The 21370-nt window shown below is 41.7% G+C and carries 16 protein-coding genes, 14 tRNA genes and 3 rRNA genes; 2 read left to right on the top strand and 31 right to left on the bottom strand.

All coding sequences use genetic code 11. The features are described from left to right. Window positions 1–7 precede the first annotated feature (7 nt). From QS39_RS04425 to rlmD, 18 genes are all read right to left on the bottom strand, one after another. Window positions 8–97, bottom strand: a tRNA-Ser gene (locus tag QS39_RS04425). A 12-nt stretch (window positions 98–109) separates the two neighbouring features. Further along, window positions 110–183: transfer RNA gene (locus tag QS39_RS04420), tRNA-Ile, on the bottom strand. 13 nt (window positions 184–196) lie between these two features. Further along, window positions 197–270, bottom strand: a tRNA-Met gene (locus tag QS39_RS04415). Between the two features lie 5 nt (window positions 271–275). Then, window positions 276–349 (bottom strand) — tRNA-Pro (locus tag QS39_RS04410). A gap of 15 nt (window positions 350–364) precedes the next feature. After that, window positions 365–438, bottom strand: a tRNA-Arg gene (locus QS39_RS04405). 11 nt (window positions 439–449) lie between these two features. After that, a tRNA-Leu gene (locus QS39_RS04400) sits at window positions 450–535 on the bottom strand. 7 nt (window positions 536–542) lie between these two features. After that, window positions 543–614: transfer RNA gene (locus QS39_RS04395), tRNA-Gly, on the bottom strand. A gap of 22 nt (window positions 615–636) precedes the next feature. Then, window positions 637–709 (bottom strand) — tRNA-Thr (locus tag QS39_RS04390). A gap of 18 nt (window positions 710–727) precedes the next feature. Beyond that, window positions 728–809: transfer RNA gene (locus tag QS39_RS04385), tRNA-Leu, on the bottom strand. Between the two features lie 5 nt (window positions 810–814). Beyond that, window positions 815–887: transfer RNA gene (locus QS39_RS04380), tRNA-Lys, on the bottom strand. Between the two features lie 24 nt (window positions 888–911). Further along, window positions 912–984, bottom strand: a tRNA-Asp gene (locus QS39_RS04375). Between the two features lie 2 nt (window positions 985–986). Beyond that, window positions 987–1059, bottom strand: a tRNA-Val gene (locus tag QS39_RS04370). Between the two features lie 4 nt (window positions 1060–1063). After that, window positions 1064–1179 (bottom strand): 5S ribosomal RNA (gene rrf, locus QS39_RS04365). Between the two features lie 76 nt (window positions 1180–1255). Next, window positions 1256–4156 (bottom strand): 23S ribosomal RNA (locus QS39_RS04360). A gap of 124 nt (window positions 4157–4280) precedes the next feature. Beyond that, a tRNA-Ala gene (locus QS39_RS04355) sits at window positions 4281–4353 on the bottom strand. A gap of 51 nt (window positions 4354–4404) precedes the next feature. Next, window positions 4405–5950: ribosomal RNA gene (locus tag QS39_RS04350) — 16S ribosomal RNA — on the bottom strand. The 16S, 23S and 5S rRNA genes sit together here with 14 tRNA genes alongside, the layout of an rRNA operon. Window positions 5951–6193: 243 nt before the next feature. Continuing rightward, window positions 6194–6265: transfer RNA gene (locus QS39_RS04340), tRNA-Glu, on the bottom strand. 61 nt (window positions 6266–6326) lie between these two features. Next, window positions 6327–7682, bottom strand: a complete 1356-nt coding sequence (rlmD, locus tag QS39_RS04335) for a 23S rRNA (uracil(1939)-C(5))-methyltransferase RlmD (RefSeq protein ID WP_077804737.1) — start codon at window positions 7680–7682, stop codon at window positions 6327–6329. 37 nt (window positions 7683–7719) lie between these two features. Between rlmD and recX the strand changes: the two genes are divergently transcribed. Both recX and ntdP read left to right on the top strand, forming a co-directional pair. Further along, on the top strand, window positions 7720–8496 hold the full coding sequence (gene recX, locus QS39_RS04330; protein WP_077804736.1) for a recombination regulator RecX: 777 nt from the start codon (window positions 7720–7722) through the stop codon (window positions 8494–8496). A gap of 88 nt (window positions 8497–8584) precedes the next feature. After that, window positions 8585–9118: a nucleoside tri-diphosphate phosphatase gene (gene ntdP / locus QS39_RS04325; RefSeq protein ID WP_000775316.1), complete on the top strand. Its 534-nt coding sequence runs from the start codon at window positions 8585–8587 to the stop codon at window positions 9116–9118. A 70-nt stretch (window positions 9119–9188) separates the two neighbouring features. Here ntdP and QS39_RS04320 read toward each other — a convergent pair whose 3' ends face one another. From QS39_RS04320 to QS39_RS04255, 13 genes are all read right to left on the bottom strand, one after another. Further along, window positions 9189–9956 (bottom strand): epoxyqueuosine reductase QueH, encoded by a 768-nt coding sequence (locus QS39_RS04320; RefSeq protein WP_077804735.1) that lies wholly within the window; start codon window positions 9954–9956, stop codon window positions 9189–9191. A gap of 137 nt (window positions 9957–10093) precedes the next feature. After that, a complete protein-coding gene (gene groL / locus QS39_RS04315; protein ID WP_077804734.1) occupies window positions 10094–11716 on the bottom strand; it encodes a chaperonin GroEL in 1623 nt (540 codons plus the stop codon). 15 nt (window positions 11717–11731) lie between these two features. Continuing rightward, the gene (gene groES, locus QS39_RS04310) at window positions 11732–12016 is read right to left on the bottom strand and encodes a co-chaperone GroES (RefSeq protein ID WP_077804733.1); all 285 of its coding nucleotides are present in this window, start codon (window positions 12014–12016) and stop codon (window positions 11732–11734) included. 155 nt (window positions 12017–12171) lie between these two features. After that, window positions 12172–12567, bottom strand: coding sequence for a single-stranded DNA-binding protein (locus QS39_RS04305; protein WP_000282465.1), 396 nt, complete (start codon window positions 12565–12567; stop codon window positions 12172–12174). 76 nt (window positions 12568–12643) lie between these two features. Then, on the bottom strand, window positions 12644–13405 hold the full coding sequence (locus QS39_RS04300; RefSeq protein WP_077804732.1) for an SDR family NAD(P)-dependent oxidoreductase: 762 nt from the start codon (window positions 13403–13405) through the stop codon (window positions 12644–12646). 41 nt (window positions 13406–13446) lie between these two features. Continuing rightward, complete coding sequence (ytpR, locus tag QS39_RS04295; RefSeq protein WP_077804731.1) at window positions 13447–14073, bottom strand: YtpR family tRNA-binding protein; 627 nt, start codon at window positions 14071–14073, stop codon at window positions 13447–13449. Window positions 14074–14088: 15 nt separating this feature from the next. Then, a complete protein-coding gene (locus QS39_RS04290) occupies window positions 14089–14406 on the bottom strand; it encodes a thioredoxin family protein (protein WP_000615777.1) in 318 nt (105 codons plus the stop codon). Next, entirely contained in the window at window positions 14403–14702 is a 300-nt protein-coding gene (locus QS39_RS04285) for a DUF4651 domain-containing protein (RefSeq protein WP_001013971.1), read from the bottom strand. Before QS39_RS04285 ends, QS39_RS04290 begins: the two co-directional genes overlap by 4 nt. Window positions 14703–14906: 204 nt before the next feature. After that, window positions 14907–15983: an N-acetylmuramoyl-L-alanine amidase family protein gene (locus tag QS39_RS04275; RefSeq protein WP_180375001.1), complete on the bottom strand. Its 1077-nt coding sequence runs from the start codon at window positions 15981–15983 to the stop codon at window positions 14907–14909. A gap of 119 nt (window positions 15984–16102) precedes the next feature. After that, window positions 16103–17710: a CTP synthase gene (locus QS39_RS04270; protein ID WP_000105246.1), complete on the bottom strand. Its 1608-nt coding sequence runs from the start codon at window positions 17708–17710 to the stop codon at window positions 16103–16105. Between the two features lie 236 nt (window positions 17711–17946). Then, window positions 17947–18534: a DNA-directed RNA polymerase subunit delta gene (rpoE, locus tag QS39_RS04265; RefSeq protein WP_000418409.1), complete on the bottom strand. Its 588-nt coding sequence runs from the start codon at window positions 18532–18534 to the stop codon at window positions 17947–17949. Window positions 18535–18759: 225 nt separating this feature from the next. After that, a complete protein-coding gene (locus tag QS39_RS04260) occupies window positions 18760–20187 on the bottom strand; it encodes a hypothetical protein (protein ID WP_077804729.1) in 1428 nt (475 codons plus the stop codon). Further along, the gene (locus QS39_RS04255; protein ID WP_142761242.1) at window positions 20184–21251 is read right to left on the bottom strand and encodes a hypothetical protein; all 1068 of its coding nucleotides are present in this window, start codon (window positions 21249–21251) and stop codon (window positions 20184–20186) included. The genes QS39_RS04260 and QS39_RS04255 overlap by 4 nt, the downstream gene beginning before the upstream one ends. Between the last annotated feature and the right edge of the window lie 119 nt (window positions 21252–21370).

Genomic DNA, 21370 nt, shown 5'->3' with positions numbered 1-21370 from the left:
ATAAAAAAGGAGGATGTGGGATTCGAACCCACGCACGCTTTTACACGCCTGACGGTTTTCAAGACCGTTCCCTTCAGCCGGACTTGGGTAATCCTCCATACTATTCAAATGGACCTTGTAGGACTTGAACCTACGACCACTCGGTTATGAGCCGAGAGCTCTAACCAGCTGAGCTAAAGGTCCAACAAGATCATTATAGCGGCGAAGGGGATCGAACCCCCGACCTCCCGGGTATGAACCGGACGCTCTAGCCAGCTGAGCTACACCGCCATGAATCGGGAAGACAGGATTCGAACCTGCGACACCTTGGTCCCAAACCAAGTACTCTACCAAGCTGAGCTACTTCCCGAATTAAATAGAAAAATGCACCCTAGAGGAGTCGAACCTCTAACCGCCTGATTCGTAGTCAGGTACTCTATCCAGTTGAGCTAAGGGTGCTCATTATATTATGCCGAGGACCGGAATCGAACCGGTACGATCGTTACCAATCGCAGGATTTTAAGTCCTGTGCGTCTGCCAGTTCCGCCACCCCGGCCTCTCTAAGCGAACGACGGGATTCGAACCCGCGACCCCCACCTTGGCAAGGTGGTGTTCTACCACTGAACTACGTTCGCACTGTTTTCTTCTATCTAAAAATGCCGGCTACATGACTTGAACACGCGACCCTCTGATTACAAATCAGATGCTCTACCAACTGAGCTAAGCCGGCTCATTTATTATATCTTAATGCGGGTTAAGGGACTTGAACCCCCACGCCGTTAAGCGCCAGATCCTAAATCTGGTGCGTCTGCCAATTCCGCCAAACCCGCAGATATGACCCGTACTGGGCTCGAACCAGTGACCCATTGATTAAAAGTCAATTGCTCTACCAACTGAGCTAACGAGTCTAAAATAACTTTCGTTATTTTAAACGGTCCCGACGGGAATCGAACCCGCGATCTTCGCCGTGACAGGGCGACGTGATAACCGCTACACTACGGGACCTTTGGGAGTTAACGGGATCGAACCGCTGACCCTCTGCTTGTAAGGCAGATGCTCTCCCAGCTGAGCTAAACTCCCTAGAGCTAAGCGACTTCCATATCTCACAGGGGGCAACCCCCAACTACTTCCGGCGTTCTAGGGCTTAACTTCTGTGTTCGGCATGGGTACAGGTGTATCTCCTAGGCTATCGTCACTTAACTCTGAGTAATACCTACTCAAAATTGAATATCTATTCAAATCAAGAAAACCTCTCGCTTTCATATTCTCAGTTACTTTGGATAAGTCCTCGAGCTATTAGTATTAGTCCGCTACATGTGTCGCCACACTTCCACTTCTAACCTATCTACCTGATCATCTCTCAGGGCTCTTACTGATATAAAATCATGGGAAATCTCATCTTGAGGTGGGTTTCACACTTAGATGCTTTCAGCGTTTATCCCTTCCCTACATAGCTACCCAGCGATGCCTTTGGCAAGACAACTGGTACACCAGCGGTAAGTCCACTCTGGTCCTCTCGTACTAGGAGCAGATCCTCTCAAATTTCCTACGCCCGCGACGGATAGGGACCGAACTGTCTCACGACGTTCTGAACCCAGCTCGCGTGCCGCTTTAATGGGCGAACAGCCCAACCCTTGGGACCGACTACAGCCCCAGGATGCGACGAGCCGACATCGAGGTGCCAAACCTCCCCGTCGATGTGAACTCTTGGGGGAGATAAGCCTGTTATCCCCAGGGTAGCTTTTATCCGTTGAGCGATGGCCCTTCCATACGGAACCACCGGATCACTAAGCCCGACTTTCGTCCCTGCTCGAGTTGTAGCTCTCGCAGTCAAGCTCCCTTATACCTTTACACTCTGCGAATGATTTCCAACCATTCTGAGGGAACCTTTGGGCGCCTCCGTTACCTTTTAGGAGGCGACCGCCCCAGTCAAACTGCCCGTCAGACACTGTCTCCGATAGGGATCACCTATCCGGGTTAGAGTGGCCATAACACAAGGGTAGTATCCCAACAACGTCTCCTTCGAAACTGGCGTCCCGATCTCTTAGACTCCTACCTATCCTGTACATGTGGTACAGACACTCAATATCAAACTGCAGTAAAGCTCCATGGGGTCTTTCCGTCCTGTCGCGGGTAACCTGCATCTTCACAGGTACTAAAATTTCACCGAGTCTCTCGTTGAGACAGTGCCCAAATCATTACGCCTTTCGTGCGGGTCGGAACTTACCCGACAAGGAATTTCGCTACCTTAGGACCGTTATAGTTACGGCCGCCGTTTACTGGGGCTTCAATTCATACCTTCGCTTGCGCTAAGCACTCCTCTTAACCTTCCAGCACCGGGCAGGCGTCACCCCCTATACATCATCTTACGATTTAGCAGAGAGCTGTGTTTTTGATAAACAGTTGCTTGGGCCTATTCACTGCGGCTGACTTAAAGTCAGCACCCCTTCTCCCGAAGTTACGGGGTCATTTTGCCGAGTTCCTTAACGAGAGTTCTCTCGCTCACCTGAGGCTACTCGCCTCGACTACCTGTGTCGGTTTGCGGTACGGGTAGAGTATGTTTAAACGCTAGAAGCTTTTCTTGGCAGTGTGACGTCACTAACTTCGCTACTAAACTTCGCTCCCCATCACAGCTCAATGTTATAGATATAAGCATTTAACTCATATCACACCTCACTGCTTAGACAGACTCTTCCAATCGTCTGCTTTAGTTAGCCTACTGCGTCCCTCCATCACTACATACTCTAGTACAGGAATATCAACCTGTTGTCCATCGGATACACCTTTCGGTCTCTCCTTAGGTCCCGACTAACCCAGGGCGGACGAGCCTTCCCCTGGAAACCTTAGTCTTACGGTGGACAGGATTCTCACCTGTCTTTCGCTACTCATACCGGCATTCTCACTTCTATGCGTTCCAGCACTCCTCACGGTACACCTTCTTCACACATAGAACGCTCTCCTACCATACCTATAAAGGTATCCACAGCTTCGGTAAATTGTTTTAGCCCCGGTACATTTTCGGCGCAGGGTCACTCGACTAGTGAGCTATTACGCACTCTTTGAATGAATAGCTGCTTCTAAGCTAACATCCTAGTTGTCTGTGCAACCCCACATCCTTTTCCACTTAACAATTATTTTGGGACCTTAGCTGGTGGTCTGGGCTGTTTCCCTTTCGACTACGGATCTTAGCACTCGCAGTCTGACTGCCGACCATAATTCATTGGCATTCGGAGTTTATCTGAGATTGGTAATCCGGGATGGACCCCTCACCCAAACAGTGCTCTACCTCCAAGAATCTTAATGTCGACGCTAGCCCTAAAGCTATTTCGGAGAGAACCAGCTATCTCCAAGTTCGTTTGGAATTTCTCCGCTACCCACAAGTCATCCAAGCACTTTTCAACGTGCCCTGGTTCGGTCCTCCAGTGCGTCTTACCGCACCTTCAACCTGCTCATGGGTAGGTCACATGGTTTCGGGTCTACGTCATGATACTAATTCGCCCTATTCAGACTCGGTTTCCCTACGGCTCCGTCTCTTCAACTTAACCTCGCATCATAACGTAACTCGCCGGTTCATTCTACAAAAGGCACGCTCTCACCCATTAACGGGCTCGAACTTGTTGTAGGCACACGGTTTCAGGTTCTATTTCACTCCCCTCCCGGGGTGCTTTTCACCTTTCCCTCACGGTACTGGTTCACTATCGGTCACTAGGGAGTATTTAGGGTTGGGAGATGGTCCTCCCAGATTCCGACGGGATTTCTCGTGTCCCGCCGTACTCAGGATACTGCTAGGTACAAAGACTATTTTAAATACGAGGCTATTACTCTCTTTGGCTGATCTTCCCAAATCATTCTTCTATAATCTTTGAGTCCACATTGCAGTCCTACAACCCCGAAGAGTAAACTCTTCGGTTTGCCCTTCTGCCGTTTCGCTCGCCGCTACTAAGGCAATCGCTTTTGCTTTCTCTTCCTGCAGCTACTTAGATGTTTCAGTTCACTGCGTCTTCCTCCTCACATCCTTAACAGATGCGGGTAACAGGTAGTACCTGTTGGGTTCCCCCATTCGGAAATCCCTGGATCATCGCTTACTTACAGCTACCCAAGGCATATCGTCGTTTGTCACGTCCTTCTTCGGCTCCTAGTGCCAAGGCATCCACCGTGCGCCCTTATTAACTTAACCTTATTTTTTGACCTTTCAGTCATAAACTCTTATTAATACTACAGCGTTTTCGGTTTATTTTCTTGTTACTATTTGATATAGATATTCAATTTTCAATGTGCATTACTTGGTGATCTCTCACCAATGGAGCCTAGCGGGATCGAACCGCTGACCTCCTGCGTGCAAAGCAGGCGCTCTCCCAGCTGAGCTAAGGCCCCACAAGACCTCTCAAGACTAAACAAGACCAATGCGCAGTTCCTTATCCTTAGAAAGGAGGTGATCCAGCCGCACCTTCCGATACGGCTACCTTGTTACGACTTCACCCCAATCATCTATCCCACCTTAGGCGGCTGGCTCCTTACGGTTACCTCACCGACTTCGGGTGTTACAAACTCTCGTGGTGTGACGGGCGGTGTGTACAAGGCCCGGGAACGTATTCACCGCGGCGTGCTGATCCGCGATTACTAGCGATTCCGACTTCATGTAGGCGAGTTGCAGCCTACAATCCGAACTGAGACTGGCTTTAAGAGATTAGCTTGCCGTCACCGGCTTGCGACTCGTTGTACCAGCCATTGTAGCACGTGTGTAGCCCAGGTCATAAGGGGCATGATGATTTGACGTCATCCCCACCTTCCTCCGGTTTATTACCGGCAGTCTCGCTAGAGTGCCCAACTGAATGATGGCAACTAACAATAGGGGTTGCGCTCGTTGCGGGACTTAACCCAACATCTCACGACACGAGCTGACGACAACCATGCACCACCTGTCACCTCTGTCCCGAAGGAAATCTCTATCTCTAGAGAGGTCAGAGGGATGTCAAGACCTGGTAAGGTTCTTCGCGTTGCTTCGAATTAAACCACATGCTCCACCGCTTGTGCGGGCCCCCGTCAATTCCTTTGAGTTTCAACCTTGCGGTCGTACTCCCCAGGCGGAGTGCTTAATGCGTTAGCTGCGGCACTAAACCCCGGAAAGGGTCTAACACCTAGCACTCATCGTTTACGGCGTGGACTACCAGGGTATCTAATCCTGTTTGCTCCCCACGCTTTCGAGCCTCAGCGTCAGTTACAAGCCAGAGAGCCGCTTTCGCCACCGGTGTTCCTCCATATATCTACGCATTTCACCGCTACACATGGAATTCCACTCTCCCCTCTTGCACTCAAGTTAAACAGTTTCCAAAGCGTACTATGGTTAAGCCACAGCCTTTAACTTCAGACTTATCTAACCGCCTGCGCTCGCTTTACGCCCAATAAATCCGGACAACGCTCGGGACCTACGTATTACCGCGGCTGCTGGCACGTAGTTAGCCGTCCCTTTCTGGTAAGATACCGTCACAGTGTGAACTTTCCACTCTCACACCCGTTCTTCTCTTACAACAGAGCTTTACGATCCGAAAACCTTCTTCACTCACGCGGCGTTGCTCGGTCAGACTTCCGTCCATTGCCGAAGATTCCCTACTGCTGCCTCCCGTAGGAGTCTGGGCCGTGTCTCAGTCCCAGTGTGGCCGATCACCCTCTCAGGTCGGCTATGTATCGTCGCCTTGGTGAGCCGTTACCCCACCAACTAGCTAATACAACGCAGGTCCATCTGGTAGTGATGCAATTGCACCTTTTAAGCAAATGTCATGCAACATCTACTGTTATGCGGTATTAGCTATCGTTTCCAATAGTTATCCCCCGCTACCAGGCAGGTTACCTACGCGTTACTCACCCGTTCGCAACTCATCCAGAGAAGCAAGCTCCTCCTTCAGCGTTCTACTTGCATGTATTAGGCACGCCGCCAGCGTTCGTCCTGAGCCAGGATCAAACTCTCATTAAAAGTTTGAGTTCTCACTCATTTCTGTCACTGACAGATTTATTGTTTTTTTCATTGTTCAGTACTACAACCTTAGTTGTAGTGCCCTGCACATTGGTTCGTCTTGTTCAGTTTTCAAAGGTCTTTGTCACTCGCTTCTCTCAAGTGACAACTATATTAGTATATCACAGTCGCTTTTGCTTGTCAACACTTTTTTGAAACTTTTTTAAAACTTTTTTCATCAAGTGTTTCAACCGCAACATACCATAGTCCGTACGGGATTCGAACCCGTGTTACCGCCGTGAAAAGGCGGTGTCTTAACCCCTTGACCAACGGACCAGAGTTGTTATTTTCAACTCTTACTATTATACCGACTTTTTAAACTTTGTCAACTACTTTTTTAAACTTTTTTTATTAATTTTACAACAGCTTCAGTTCGAGCTGTATGTGGGAACATATCGACCGACTGGATATAATGAAGATCATAGACTTCTACTAAGCGTACCAAATCACGAGCCAAGGTCGAAACATTGCAAGAAATATAAACCATTTTTTCTGGTACATAAGTAAGAATAGTATCTAATAACTTATCATCCAGACCTGTACGTGGTGGGTCCACAATCAGAGCATCTGCTCGGTAGCCTTCCTTGTACCAACGAGGAATAATCTCTTCTGCTGTTCCAGCTTCATAATGCGTATTGTCAAATCCCATTCTTTTAGCATTTCGCTTAGCATCTTCAATAGCTTCTGGAATAATATCCATACCTCTGAGTGTTTTTACTTTCTTTGCAAAGGCAAATCCAATCGTTCCAACTCCACAATAAGCATCAATCAAATGGTCTTCTTTATTTACATCCAAGGCTTTTACCGCCTCGTTATAAAGAACCTCTGTTTGTTCAGGATTTAGTTGATAGAAAGCTCGAGGAGATAGTGAAAATTCATAATCGAGTACACCTTCTTGAATACTCTCTTGTCCCCAGATAATCTCTGTCTTTTCACCATATATTTCACTTGTTTTAGCTGTATTTGTATTTACAGCTACTGTCACAACTTCTGGAAAATCTTTAACTAAATCTTTTACCAGTTTTGTGAAATTAAGCTGGCAGTTTGTAACAATAATAATCTGAACCTGTCCAGTCTTTCTTGCTCGTCGGACCATAATAGTCCTAACACCAAGAACTTTTCTCTCATCGGTGATTGGAATCTGGTGATAAGTAAGTAATTCTGCTAGACGATTAGCAATCACTTGGGTTTCCTTGTCTTGTACCAGGCAGTCTTTCAACTCTACTAAATAGTGAGAGTTTTGTGCATACAGACCTGCCTTGACCTGATTTTTAAATTTTCGAGTCTGAAATTGTAACTTAGCACGGTAGTACTTTGGTTCCTGCATTCCAATAGTTGGACGGATTTCATAGTTTTCATATCCTGCAGGGGCAAATTTTTTCAGCGCTTGGTAAAGTAAGTCCGTCTTGAATTCCAGTTGTTTATCATAATGCAGGTGCATGATTTGGCAGCCTCCGCACTCATTGTAAATAGTACAAGCTGGCACAACTCGGAATTTAGACTTCTTGTTGACCTTTAGTAATTTTGCTTCAACAAAGTTGCGTTTAATAGAAGTAATCTGACAATAGATATCTTCTCCTTTTAGTGCTCCAGGTACAAAAACTAACGTTTTTTGGTAAAAGCCGATTCCCTCGCCATTAATTCCCATGCGCTTGATTTTTAATGGTATTTTTTGTTTCACTTTCAGATTCATACCCCTATCTTATCACATTTTGAGTTATAATAGAACTATGAAAATCACAAAACTTGAAAAGAAAAAAAGACTCTATCTGATGGAGCTTGATAATGGCGACAAATGCTACATTACTGAAGATACTATTGTTCGTTTTATGTTATCAAGAGATAAGGTGATAAGTGAAGAAGAATTGAAAGAGATTCAGGACTTTGCCAAATTTTCTTACGGTAAAAATCTAGCTCTCTACCACCTATCCTTTAAAGCACGTACTGAAAAAGAAGTCAGAGAATATCTGAAAAAATACGATATTGATGAAAACATCGTTTCTCAAGTCATTATTAATCTTAAAGAAGATAAGTGGATTAATGATGGCCAGTACGCTTATGCTATAATCAATGCCAATCAACTTTCAGGAGACAAGGGACCTTATGTACTGACTCAGAAACTAGCACAAAAGGGGATTTCAAAATCTACTATAGAAGAGATACTGAAAGAATTTGATTTTTCTGAAGTTGCTCAACGTGTAGCTAATAAACTATTGAAAAAATATGAGGGAAAACTTCCAGCTCGTGCCTTGCAAGATAAGATTATCCAAAACTTGACCAACAAGGGCTTCTCTTACTCTGATGCTAAAACTGCCTTTGAGCAGTTGGATAGTCAAGTTGATGAAGAAACGACTCAAGAACTCATCTTCAAGGAACTTGATAAGCAATATGCCAAGTATGCCCGAAAATATGAAGGATACGAACTTAAACAGCGTTTAACCCAAGTTTTAGCACGAAAAGGCTACGATTTTTCGGATATAGCGAGCGCTCTCAGAGAATATCTTTAATATTTTCATGTAAAATTCACAGATTTTAGGTAATTTTATGGTACAATAGTAAACGATAAACTTATAAATTGTAGAAAGTTGGTTAGTTATGAAGCTTCCAAAAGAAGGCGACTTTATTACAATTCAAAGTTATAAGCATGATGGGAGTCTCCACCGAACTTGGCGGGACACCATGGTACTAAAAACAACAGAAAACGCCATTATTGGTGTCAACGATCATACACTTGTTACCGAAAGTGATGGTCGTCGTTGGGTCACTCGAGAACCAGCTATTGTTTACTTTCACAAGAAATATTGGTTTAATATCATTGCCATGATTCGTGATAATGGAATTTCCTACTATTGCAATATGGCTAGTCCCTACTATCTGGATGAAGAAGCACTGAAGTATATTGATTATGATTTAGATGTTAAAATTTTTACAGATGGAGAGAAACGTCTCTTGGACGTTGAGGAGTATGAGCGTCACAAACGCAAAATGAATTATTCTGATGACTTGGACTATATTTTAAAAGAACATGTCAAAATTCTTGTTGATTGGATTAACAATGGACGAGGTCCTTTCTCAGAAGCCTATGTAAACATTTGGTACAAGCGCTATGTAGAACTAAAGAATCGGTAAAGTTGTCAAACTAGGGTGAAAGCCCTGGTTTTTTTATTTTAAAAACCCAGTTTTTCAGCTGGGCTTATCCTTATATATCTAATTTTGTAACTGTAAATTTGATGTGAGAATAGTCTTTTTCAACATCCTTATCCAGTAAGAAAGCTGTGGCGTCCTTCTTAACCTGAACCAAATCAATATTCTGAGCCTGGGCTGCATAGACACATCCACAATAACATTGACGGTAGATGTCATACTCTTCACACATCTCTACTGAACGTTTGTAGCCTTGATTTTTCTTGAAATCACTTGGAAGATAATGGGTTGTATAAATTTTTTGCACATCGATTCCGATGCTGTTGATGGTTTGAGAATTCTTATGGGGACTGATGGTCAAAGCTGAGCCAAAGTAGTCAAATCCCAAGTCCATAGCCACTTGCGCTGTTTTATCCAGGCGGTAGTCAAAGCAAACCTTGCAACGGTCGCCACCTTCAGGCTCTTCTTCCAAACCTCGAACCAGTTTACGATATTCGTTAGGTTCATAAGGAGCTTCTAGGTATTGAACGTAATTGCCAGTCCGCTCATTGAAATCACTGACAAACTTTTTAGTCACATAGGCACGCTTATGGTATTCTGCCTTGGGATGGATATTTGAATTAGCAAAATAGATGGTCACGTCTGCATACTGTGTCAGATATTCTAGAGTATAGGTACTGCAAGGGGCACAGCAAACATGCATGAGAATAGTTGGACGTTGCTCATTTTTCTCCCATACTTGTACCATCTTCTGCATGACACGGTCATAATTAATCTTCTGATTGGGGTTCATCTTGCTCAGAATTTCTTCTACATCGATCATGTTCTTCTCCTTTTTCTAATCTTATTTTATCATATAAGTTAGGAGAGCTCAAATCAATTTAGAAGTGAATATCATAAAAAGGAGGGGTAGGCATTCCCTCCTTTTGTGTTTTTTATAAGTTGTTTTCTATAGAAAGCTTACATCATGCCACCCATCATGCTTGGATCCATGGCTGGAGCTGGGGCTGCTGGTTCTGGTTTATTGGCTACAACTGCTTCCGTAGTCAAAATCAAGCTGGCTACAGATGCTGCATTTTGTAAGGCTGAACGACTCACTTTAACTGGGTCGATAATCCCTTGATCAATCATGTTAACCCACTCACCAGTTGCTGCGTTGAATCCTGTAGCAACTTCAGCATTTTTCAAACGATCGATAACGATAGATCCTTCAAATCCTGCATTGTGGGCAATTTGACGAACAGGTTCTTCCAAGGCACGGAGAACAATATTGCGCCCTGTCGCTTCATCTCCTGTCAATTCCAAATCAGCCACGGCTGGGATAACATTTACAAGGGCTGTTCCACCACCTGCAACGATTCCTTCTTCAACAGCTGCACGAGTAGCGTTGAGGGCATCTTCGATGCGAAGTTTCATTTCTTTCAACTCAGTTTCAGTTGCGGCTCCGACCTTAATAACCGCTACACCACCTGACAATTTGGCCAAGCGTTCTTGCAATTTTTCACGGTCAAATTCAGAAGTTGTGGTTTCGATTTGAGACTTGATAACTGCAACACGGTGTGAAATCGCTTCAGGATTTCCCGCACCTTCTACGATAACCGTGCTATCTTTGTCCACAGTTACTCTCGCTGCTTGACCAAGGGCTTCAATTGTCGCGTCTTTCAACTCAAGACCAAGATCTTCTGTGATAACTGTTCCACCTGTCAAGATGGCGATATCTTCAAGCATCGCTTTACGACGGTCACCGAAGCCAGGAGCTTTGACAGCTACCACGTTGAAAGTTCCACGAATCTTGTTCAAAACAAGAGTAGGAAGAGCCTCGCCATCCACATCATCTGCAATAATCAAGAGAGGACGATTGCTTTGGAGAATACTTTCTAGGAGTGGCAAGATTTCTTGGATATTTGAAATCTTCTTATCAGTAATCAAAATGTATGGATTTTCGAGGTCAGCTACCATTTTTTCGCTATCTGTTACCATATACTGTGAAAGATAACCACGGTCAAACTGCATTCCTTCCACAACTTCAAGTTCTGTTTCCATACCACGTGATTCTTCGATAGTAATGACTCCATCTTTGCCAACTTTTTCCATAGCTTCAGAGATGTACTCACCAACTTTTTCAGAACGAGAAGAGACGGCGGCAACCTGAGCGATGGCTTCTTTGTTGGCAACAGGAATAGCATTGTTTTTCAAGGCTTCAACTGCTGCTGCAACTGCTGTTTCAATCCCACGACGAATGCCGATTGGATTTGCACCTGCTGTGACGTTTTTGATTCCTTCACGGACGATTGCTTGGGTCAAAACAGTTGCAGTTGTAGTCCCATCACCTGCAATATCATTGGTTTTTGAAGCTACTTCTGATACCAATTTGGCACCCATATTTTCAAAATGGTCTTCCAATTCGATTTCTTTAGCAATGGTCACCCCGTCATTGGTAATCAAAGGTGAGCCAAATGATTTTTCCAACACAACATTACGACCTTTTGGTCCCAAAGTTACTTTAACAGTATCTGCAAGGATATCGACACCACGGACCATGGCTGAACGAGCATCAGATGAAAATTTAATTTCTTTTGACATACTTACTTTCTCCTTCTATTCTTCAATGATAGCCAAGATGTTAGCTTCGCCAACGATGATGTACTTCTCATCACCATCTTTGACATCAAGACCTGCGTGGGCTTCAACTAAGACACGGTCTCCAGTCTTAACACTTGGAGCAACCAAGTCACCGTTCAAGGTACGAACACCTTGTCCAGTAGCCACAACTTTGGCTGTTTTAGTTTTTTCTTGTGCTGAACCTGCGAGGACAAAACCTCCAACAGTTTGTTCTTTTTCTTCTACTTTTAAGACCACACGGTCCCCTAATGGTTTCAACATCTGTTTTCCTCCATGATGAACTACATATTATTAGCACTCTTTATATCTGAGTGCTAATTTATAGTTCTATTGTATCACTTGGTCAGAAATAGTCAAGGAAAAAGTCTAACTTTCTCAAGATAAAAAGCCTGAGACCAACTCAGACTTTTCAATGTTTAAAACGGCAATTCCTCCTCTTCCAAAACCAAATCCGCCAAATCTTGGCCTGCATTATTTTCACGCATGGCACGTTGGGCACGACTTTCCAGAAGTTGGAATCCTGTCACAAGTACTTCGGTCACATAATTCATTTGACCATTTTTCTCAAAACGACGGGTACGTAATTCTCCATCCACTGAAATGAGACTACCTTTAGTTGCGTAGCTAGCCAAGCTTTCTGCTAGTCTGCCCCAAAGGACCATATTGACAAAATCAGCTTCGCGTTCACCGTTTTGGTCTTTGTAACGACGATTTACAGCGATAGTTGCTCGCGCTACTGACTTGTCATTGTTGGTTTTATGCAATTCTGGTGTAGACGTTAAACGTCCAATCATGATAACTTTATTATACATATTTTTTCCTCCTACTTATCTATTCGTAGGAAATCAAAAAAAGTTACAGAAATTTGTAACTTTTCGAGAAAATTTTTTACTTTTTATGAACCATAAATCCTGTCGCCTGTTGATTGGCCATAATGGTCATATCTGTAATCTGCACACGACGAGGTTGACTGGTCACATAGACTACTGTGTCTGCAACATCCTGAGCTTGCAAGGCCTCAATTCCCTGATAAACCGTCGCAGCCCGCTCTTTGTCACCATGAAAACGTACCGTTGAAAAATCTGTTTCGACAATTCCAGGCTGAATGGTTGTAACCTTGATATCCGTTGCGATGGTATCAATTCGCAGTCCATCCGAAAAGGTCTTAACCGCTGCCTTGGTAGCTGAATAAACAGCAGCACCCGCATAGGCGTAGATTCCTGCGGTTGACCCCATGTTGATGATATGTCCTTGATTGGCTTTTACCATTGCTGGCAAGAAAGAGCGAGTGACTGCCATCAAACCTTTGACATTGGTATCCAGCATGGTCAACATATCCAGCTCTTCATAGTCTTGATAGGGAGCCAAGCCAAGAGCCAGTCCGGCGTTATTAACCAAAATGTCAATCTTCCCTATCGTTTCTAGAATATCAGAGCAGACAGTCTTTACCATGGTCATATCCGTGACATCTAGCGGAAAAGTCCAAACTGTTTGATTTGGAAAGACTTCTGCAAACTCCGACTTAAGAGCTTCTAGTCTATCTGTCCGTCGTCCAGTTAGAACGACATTCTCACCCTGCTCCAAATAAGCACGCGCAATTGCTTCACCAATACCTGATGTCGCTCCTGTAATCACAACATTTTTTGCCATCTTATTTCCTTCTAGCTGGTCTATCAGATACTAACAACTTCTTAGGCAGTCCAGTGCTTAGCTGGATCAAATGGAGTCCCGACAACTTGGTCTTCTGATAATTCAATAATACCACGTTTTTGCGGAGCATTTGGCAAATGCAATTCACGAGGGCTACACATCATGCCAAAACTCTTTTCGCCACGAAGCTCACCTGGGAAAATAAGATTGCCTTTGGGCATCATAGCTCCTGGAAGAGCTACAATGGTTTTCAATCCCACACGCGCATTGGGAGCCCCTGCTACGATTTGCACTGTCTTGTCACTTGCGACTGCAACTTGGCAGATGTTGAGGTGGTCACTATCTGGATGAGCTACCATCTCGACAATTTCACCAACAACAAACTTAGGTTCCTTGTCATTGACAATTTCTTCTGTAAAACCTTCTGCCTGCAACTCTTGGTTTAAACGTGCTACTTGCTCATCTGACAAAAAGACTTGACCGCGCTCTGCAATTTCAAACAAATTTGAAACTTCAAAAATATTCCAAGCAACTGTTTCTCCAGTTTCTTTGAGGAAAACACGAGCCACCTTGCCTTTGCGCTCCACGTCCAGTTTGACATCTCCGCTATTTTTCGCGATGACCATAAGGACATCGCCGACATGTTCTTTGTTATATGTAAAAATCATTGTTTCTATTTTCTCCTATTTCAATCCTGCTAAAAAGTCATTAATTTGTTGCTTGCTTTTACGATCGCGATTAACAAAACGGCCGATTTCCTTGTCCTTTTCTAGTACAACAAGGCTGGGGATTCCATATACATCCCAGAGTTTGGCCAAATCCATATACTGGTCTCTATCCACTCGAATAAAGGTAAACTCTGGATTGGTCTCCTCAATTTCTGGTAAGGCAGGATAGATATAACGACAATCGCCACACCAGTCTGCTACAAAAAGAAAGACTTTCTTCCCATCTTTTTCCACTAAAGATGCTAATTCTTCTAAACTTGCTGGTTGTATCATAAGACTTCCTCCTCATAGACTAGGTCTTCATTTTCATAGACAAAGGTATAATGACGGCCATCCTCAAAAATGACGCCACCAACCAAGCTCTCTAGACTGCTTTCATAAACTTGAACATATAGGGTCGCAATTTCCCCCATGTCTGAAAAATGGTCTCGCACAATTGCTGTCAATTCTTCCTGAGTCTTCATGAGCTTACGGTCATCTGCAACTTTTTTCGTAGCAAGGGCAAGGCTACCAATACCAAGCAGAGCCAAGCCTGCCATCCACATTTTTTTAGCTTTCATACCATTCATTTTAACACAAAAAAGGCTTTAGGACAAATGAGGAAGCAGCAGAAAAGCAAGTAAAAAGCCTCTTCCTTTAAGGAAAAGGACTTCTTATACTCAATGAAAATCAAAGAGTAAACTAGGAAGCTAGCCGCAGGTTGCTCAAAACAGCGTTTTGAGGTTGTGGATGAAGCTGACGTGGTTTGAAGAGATTTTCGAAGAGTATGATTCTTATTGCCAGGCGCCTGAGTTGCCAACGTAGTAACCATCAGGTGTGTAAGTATTACGAAGCATCTTACCTGATGAAGCTAGATAATACCACTTGCCATTATCTTTGACCCAATCATTCGCTAGCATGGCACCAGAAGAACTTACATAATACCATTCTCCCTTGTCATAAACCCAAGTGCTTTCTTTCATGGCTCCTGAAGTTGATAAATAGTACCACTTGCCTTGATCGTAAAGCCAGTCACTCGCAATCATGGCTCCTGATGATTTAAAGGCATACCAGTTGCTACCTTGATAAAGCCAAGTTTGATTGAACATGACTCCTTTATCATTCATAAAGTACCAAGTTTCCTTGTCTTTAACCCAAGCATTCTGTACTAATTGACCTTGTTTTTGATAGTACCAGTTTTGGTTTGATTTTAACCAGCTTTCTGCTTTTACAATCGGATAAAGTTCTTTGAAAGATCCTCCATCATCATATTTATGACTGATAGATTTTAGTTTTTCTAGTTTCAACTCGTCATTGTCATAATTTGCCCAAGCAAAAACTTTTTGACCATTAACAGTCTCTGGTAAAGTGGCAGTGTAAGTCTTGGTTTGATAATCCCATTTAGCATCGAGGTAAGTGTATTGATTATTTGATTCTTCAATACGATAGTAACCTCTCTTTCCACTATCATTATGAATATCATCCACAACTTTCGTTGACCAGGTCTTCACTTCGTTTCCGCTCTTGGCCTCTACCTTGATATCTCCTCTATAGCCATATGGAACATAGAAATTCAGGTAACGCCCTTCTTCCCCGATCATAGACTTGTCCTTTTCTTGACCTAGGAAATTGACAGTCTGATCTTGACCATTGAGACTAACTGTCCACTCGATTTTCTCGGTTTTTGGCAAATCCAAGACTTTGATATCCACTTCATGACCATTGTTAAACCGAAGAATCTTGCCATCTTGATACTGCACTCCACACTTAACAACCCATTCTTCTTTAAGCTCAAATGCCTGCCCTGAATGAGGAAAAGTCAGTAAAGCTAGGCCTGCTAGAGACAAACCAAATAATGTGATTTTTTTCATTGTAAATCCTCCTTAGGATTTTTTATGTTAATTATATCACTATGTTTTTATTTTGCAAATCTTATCCTAAATATGCAAGCAAAAAACCTCTGAGATTCTTCTCAAAGGTTCTGATTTTGCTAATTACTGTTCTCAACTGCTGCAGTGACAAAGGCAGTGTAGAGTTCTTCTGGGCGGTTTGGACGACTTGAAAGTTCAGGGTGATATTGACACGCTACAAAGAATTTATTTTCAGGAATTTCCACAATTTCGACCAAACGATTGTCTGGAGAAACACCTGAGAAGACAAAACCTGCTGCCTCAAACTGCTCACGGAAGGCATTGTTAAACTCATAACGGTGACGGTGACGACGTTGCACCACTTCTTGATTGTGATAAGCAGCCGCTGCCTTAGAACCACGTTTCAACTTAGATGGATAAAGTCCCAAGCGAAGTGTTCCCCCCATATCCTCAACATCAATCTGATCACGCATGATATCAATGATAGGGTATTTTGTTTCTGGTGCAAGCTCTGCAGAATTGGCACCTTCAAGACCCAAAACGTGACGAGCAAACTCGATACAAGTCAACTGCATTCCCAAGCAGACACCCAACATTGGAACATCATTCTCACGCGCATAGCGGATGGCTTGGATTTTCCCTTCCGTACCACGTTGGCCAAAACCACCGGGTACGATGATTCCGTCCGCATCAGACAAAAGCTCTGCCACATTCTCTGCTGTAACATCATTGGCATTGATCCAATTGATCTTAACTTCTGCGTCGTTGGCATAACCAGAGTGTTTCAAGGCTTCAACCACAGAAATGTAGGCATCTTGCAACTCAACATACTTACCGACAAGGGAAATTTTAACTTGTTTCTTGAGGTTCATGACCTTGTCCACCATAGCTGACCACTCTGTCATATCCGCTACTGGTGCGTCTAATTTCAAATGGTCACAGACAATTTGATCCATACCTTGAGCCTGCAAGTTCAATGGAATTTGGTAAAGGTGTTCAACATCCAACGATTCGATAACGGCTTCTGGTGCCACATCACAGAACTGGGCCAGTTTGTTTTTAATTCCTTGACCAGCTGGCTCTTCTGTACGAATAACCAACATATTTGGTTGGATTCCCAATCCACGCAATTCTTTTACAGAGTGTTGGGTTGGTTTGGTCTTCATTTCACCAGCAGCCTTGAGGTATGGAAGCAAGGTTGTATGGATGTACATGACATTATCCGCACCCACATCTGCCTTCATCTGACGAAGGGCCTCTAGGAATGGCAAGGACTCGATATCCCCAACAGTTCCGCCGACCTCTGTGATAATGACATCAGAGTCTGTCGTTAGAGCGGCACGCTTAATTTTTTCTTTCAAAGCATCTGTGATATGAGGAATAACCTGAACAGTTGCCCCAAGGTATTCTCCACGACGTTCCTTACGAAGAACTTCACTGTAAATTTTACCAGTTGTCACGTTGGAATATTTGTTAAGATTGATATCGATGAAACGTTCATAGTGACCCAAGTCCAAATCTGTCTCAGCTCCGTCATCTGTCACAAAAACTTCCCCGTGCTGGTAAGGACTCATAGTTCCCGGATCAATATTGATATAAGGGTCAAATTTTTGAATGGTTACTTTGAGACCACGATTTTTCAAGAGACGGCCCAGACTCGCTGCGACAATCCCTTTCCCAATAGACGACACCACACCACCAGTTACAAAAATATATTTCGTAGACATAGATTCCTCTTTCTAAAATGCTCAAGGCCCTGTTAACTACGAGGGGACATAGAAAACAAGACCCTACTAATAAGAATAATCTGGGACGACTGCACCAGATTCACAACCAAAATACAAGAAGATAACTTCTTGAAAAAACAAAAATAGCTCCCTAAGAACTAGGGAGCCCCGACCTCTAAAAGAGGTGCCCGAACAATATGATACCTAAAAATAGGATAATTGTCAATAGCTAACTTTTATTCCTCGATGTTTTCAGTATCATCATCTGAAAACTCGTCGTCTTCTTCGTTGAGATCCACGTCTTCACCCAAGTCATCTGGGGCGATTTCGTTGATTTCTGCATCGTAAGCTTCCACTTCATTTTTCTCATCATCTGGATTTTCATCATCATATGAAAGAGCTGGATCTGCTTCGTATGCATCTTCGTCTTCTGGATCATCTGCATTGTAGTCAATGGCATCTGAATCACCATCCATGAAGGCATTGACGCGTTTTTTCTTAGCTTTTGGTGCTACTTCATCGTCGTCATTTTCTTCAAGAGCGATGATTTCTTCGTCGATTTCGTCCACACCATACCATGAACGAAGGCCCCATTTATTGTCTCCAAGTGAGATGAAGCTACCGTCAAAGTTCAACTCTGTGTAGAACAAAGGCAAGGCTTCACGGATATCGCTGTTTGATGTTCCAAGGTAGTTTTGAATTTCGTTTACAAGATCGCTAAAATGCATCTCATGATCGCGACCACGAAGTTCCAAGATAGCACGCGCTACCTCAATCATAGATAGTTCACTTTTTTCTTGCCCAGCAAATACTTCTAATTCCAAAGCGTTTCTCCTCATTTATACTACTATCGCCAGAGTAAACAGACTCTGACCTCATTTTATCATTTACTCTTTATTTTACGATAATTTTGCGGAATAGTCAAAGGTTAAGGGGGAGAAAGTGACAGGACTTTTTATTTCTTTGCTACCCAGCCGATGGTGTCGTGAGGGGAGATGTAGGAACAAATTGACTGAGTTTACTGTGTAGTAAGCTGATTTCTAAAAAAATTATTGTTCCAATAGACTTTCCTGTATATCGATAAGTTTATCTGCATCAAATTCACTATACTTAAATATCGATGCGATAATAATCTGATTGTATCTAAAATCTGTATTCAAAATATTAAACATGTCCTCAATATTCTTTTGATCAACCTCTCTCCCGCTAGGAGAATCAAGCACTATTGGGAGGGTAATCCCTAAGTATTTTTGAATTTCCGTTATATATGCCATTTTATAGCAAAATACTAATTTATGTAACACCGTTCCACTTAGGGATTTCAAATCTGAGGTAAATACAAAATTTTTATCTATATTCAAATATTCTTCAACACCTAACTTTGTAGCAAATTTTAAAATGTTATCAAAAAGATTTTGATTAGTATCATCACGTAAAGAAATTTTTATATAATTTTCAAGTTCTTTCTTTCGTTTCTTTAACCTTCGAATTTCATCCTCAATAATTTCTCTGGGTGCCACTATAAGTTGTAAACGTTGCTCAAATAATTTAATAGGATTCTCAACTCTGACAAGGTATTGAGAATTTTCAATTTCTTGTTTGAGTTCAATTTCTCTTTTGGATAATTTATCAATTTCTTGATTTAAATGAAATATTCGTAAATCAATTATTTTTTGTATATCATCAAAACCTAAAATGTTATCTCTACTTAGTTCAACTATTTCCCCTGTCGAGCATCGCACACTCAACCCCAGGCTCTCGATATATGAAAGATAGCCTTCATTTTTTGTAGCAAGTTCTTTCAAAGTTGATAATTTTTTTAATAACTCGTTTTTATTACTCCTAACAATCAAAATGTCTTTTTCTATATCTGAGCTCTTATTGCTTTGGAAATTACTTTGTTCCATTAGGTTAAAATTCTCACTCTGAAATAATACAATCTTTTGTAGCTCTTTAAGTCGCTTTAATTCAGATGTTATTTTTTCTACTTCTATTTTTAAATTAGCTATATCTTTTTCTGATATGCCCTCTATTAAAGTTTCAACCTTAAATTTTATTCCTCCAATGACTGTCCCTCTATTTAGTAATGTCCACCCCTTATCTTGATCTAAATATATACACCCTAGAAGACTTTCTAGAACATTAATATTATTAGTTTCAAATACTTTACCCAAAATATAATATAAATCTCTTGGCAATTCTAAGTTTTCTGTGACACCTTCTATTTCAAGCAAAATATTATTATCTCTGCGACTTAAAATAATCTCTTTTTCAGTTTCAAGGACTAGTTTAGTTTGTAATTTTGAAAATCTAATTTTTTTCGTAGACGGTATTGGATATCCCATTGCATAAAATAATAAGCGTAACAATGTTGATTTTCCCACGCTATTGATATCACTATGAATTTCTGTTTTTTCACCAAACTCAAATAGTTTTGATTCATATCCATTAATAACCTTTAATAACTTAAATTTCATATACTTAACCCCTTTTTGACACTATTTATGTCTGAATATGAAGATAGGATTTGAAACAATATCACTTTTGTTAAATCATCTAAAAAATCGTTAGGTATTACATCTTCCAAATTTAAAATGTCATCCCTATATTTACTGTAGTATTCATTGATGAAACTAATCTCGGTATCTCTTCTTGTAGTACAACTAATAGAAAACCTATTGTATTCAGATATTACTGATGTAATAAGCTCAAAATCTAATGACTTCTTAAAAATTAACTCTGAAAAATCCGTCTTTAAACGTTCTTCACTAATTTGAGGAATATCAAAAATTTCATATACAGTATTCTCCTCAATATTAATACTGTAAAGAATAATCAACCAACCAAATTCTTGTATAGTTAAATCAACTCTTTTAGAAGCATTATTTTTAAATTCATTTTGTAAATAAGCAAAAATTCTATTTGCCTTGTAACCTTTCAGTCCAATACCATTTAAACAATTGATTACTTTCTCTTTAATAAATCGATAACGAGTCTCATCATCATCTTCAGAAAATTCAACTTTTAAAATAAAAAGTTTCTCTTTTAATTTATTTTTATCAAATATAACTTCAGATTTATCAATAATAGAATCGATTTTCTTTCGATGGCCATCAGGGAGATTCCTATAGCTTCTCTTGACTCTATTACCTTCGAATAAATTATTTTTTTTATTTGCCCTTATAGGTATTTCAATATTGTTTCCGTAAATCACTTCACTATATTCCTCATTAACTTTACTTACAGCATTAATTAAAGAATTAATTGCATTAGTCAAATGTTGAGTAGTTGTAGATTTTGAATAAGGATTTTCTTGTGATTTGGCTTGTATATAAATTGGCTCTTTATTGCGAAAGTAAATTTCAATATCCTCTGTGGTACCCTCTACCTTAAATTTTTCAACTTGTCTAAGATCTTGGTCCATCACCAAATATAATGCTAGATTGTATTGAAAATCCCATCCAAATGCAGAAGCTGTGGCATTTGTATCCTTATTCCTATCAGTCATTAAAAATCGTCCCTCTAAAATATTCTTAATCATTATTATATCAAAAAAACACGGCATTACACCGTGTTTTGATAGATTAATATTATTTTTTTAAGGCATTAATAATGTTTCTTGTAAGTTTTTTACCCGCACCTTGATTTTTGGGATGAGTC

Origin of the sequence: Streptococcus mitis, assembly GCF_002005545.1 — a bacterium.
GTDB lineage: Bacteria > Bacillota > Bacilli > Lactobacillales > Streptococcaceae > Streptococcus > Streptococcus mitis_I.
Note: the sequence above shows the minus strand (reverse complement) of the source record. Positions and strands in the feature narration are given on the sequence as shown.

Bases quoted from the DNA above. Each gene is read 5' to 3' on its own strand.
- rlmD (WP_077804737.1), bottom strand. From the start codon at position 7,682: ATGAATCTGAAAGTGAAACAAAAAATACCATTAAAAATCAAGCGCATG.
- recX (WP_077804736.1), top strand. From the start codon at position 7,720: ATGAAAATCACAAAACTTGAAAAGAAAAAAAGACTCTATCTGATGGAG.
- ntdP (WP_000775316.1), top strand. From the start codon at position 8,585: ATGAAGCTTCCAAAAGAAGGCGACTTTATTACAATTCAAAGTTATAAG.
- QS39_RS04320 (WP_077804735.1), bottom strand. From the start codon at position 9,956: ATGATCGATGTAGAAGAAATTCTGAGCAAGATGAACCCCAATCAGAAG.
- groL (WP_077804734.1), bottom strand. From the start codon at position 11,716: ATGTCAAAAGAAATTAAATTTTCATCTGATGCTCGTTCAGCCATGGTC.
- groES (WP_077804733.1), bottom strand. From the start codon at position 12,016: ATGTTGAAACCATTAGGGGACCGTGTGGTCTTAAAAGTAGAAGAAAAA.
- QS39_RS04305 (WP_000282465.1), bottom strand. From the start codon at position 12,567: ATGTATAATAAAGTTATCATGATTGGACGTTTAACGTCTACACCAGAA.
- QS39_RS04300 (WP_077804732.1), bottom strand. From the start codon at position 13,405: ATGGCAAAAAATGTTGTGATTACAGGAGCGACATCAGGTATTGGTGAA.
- ytpR (WP_077804731.1), bottom strand. From the start codon at position 14,073: ATGATTTTTACATATAACAAAGAACATGTCGGCGATGTCCTTATGGTC.
- QS39_RS04290 (WP_000615777.1), bottom strand. From the start codon at position 14,406: ATGATACAACCAGCAAGTTTAGAAGAATTAGCATCTTTAGTGGAAAAA.
- QS39_RS04285 (WP_001013971.1), bottom strand. From the start codon at position 14,702: ATGAATGGTATGAAAGCTAAAAAAATGTGGATGGCAGGCTTGGCTCTG.
- QS39_RS04275 (WP_180375001.1), bottom strand. From the start codon at position 15,983: ATGAAAAAAATCACATTATTTGGTTTGTCTCTAGCAGGCCTAGCTTTA.
- QS39_RS04270 (WP_000105246.1), bottom strand. From the start codon at position 17,710: ATGTCTACGAAATATATTTTTGTAACTGGTGGTGTGGTGTCGTCTATT.
- QS39_RS04260 (WP_077804729.1), bottom strand. From the start codon at position 20,187: ATGAAATTTAAGTTATTAAAGGTTATTAATGGATATGAATCAAAACTA.
- QS39_RS04255 (WP_142761242.1), bottom strand. From the start codon at position 21,251: ATGATTAAGAATATTTTAGAGGGACGATTTTTAATGACTGATAGGAAT.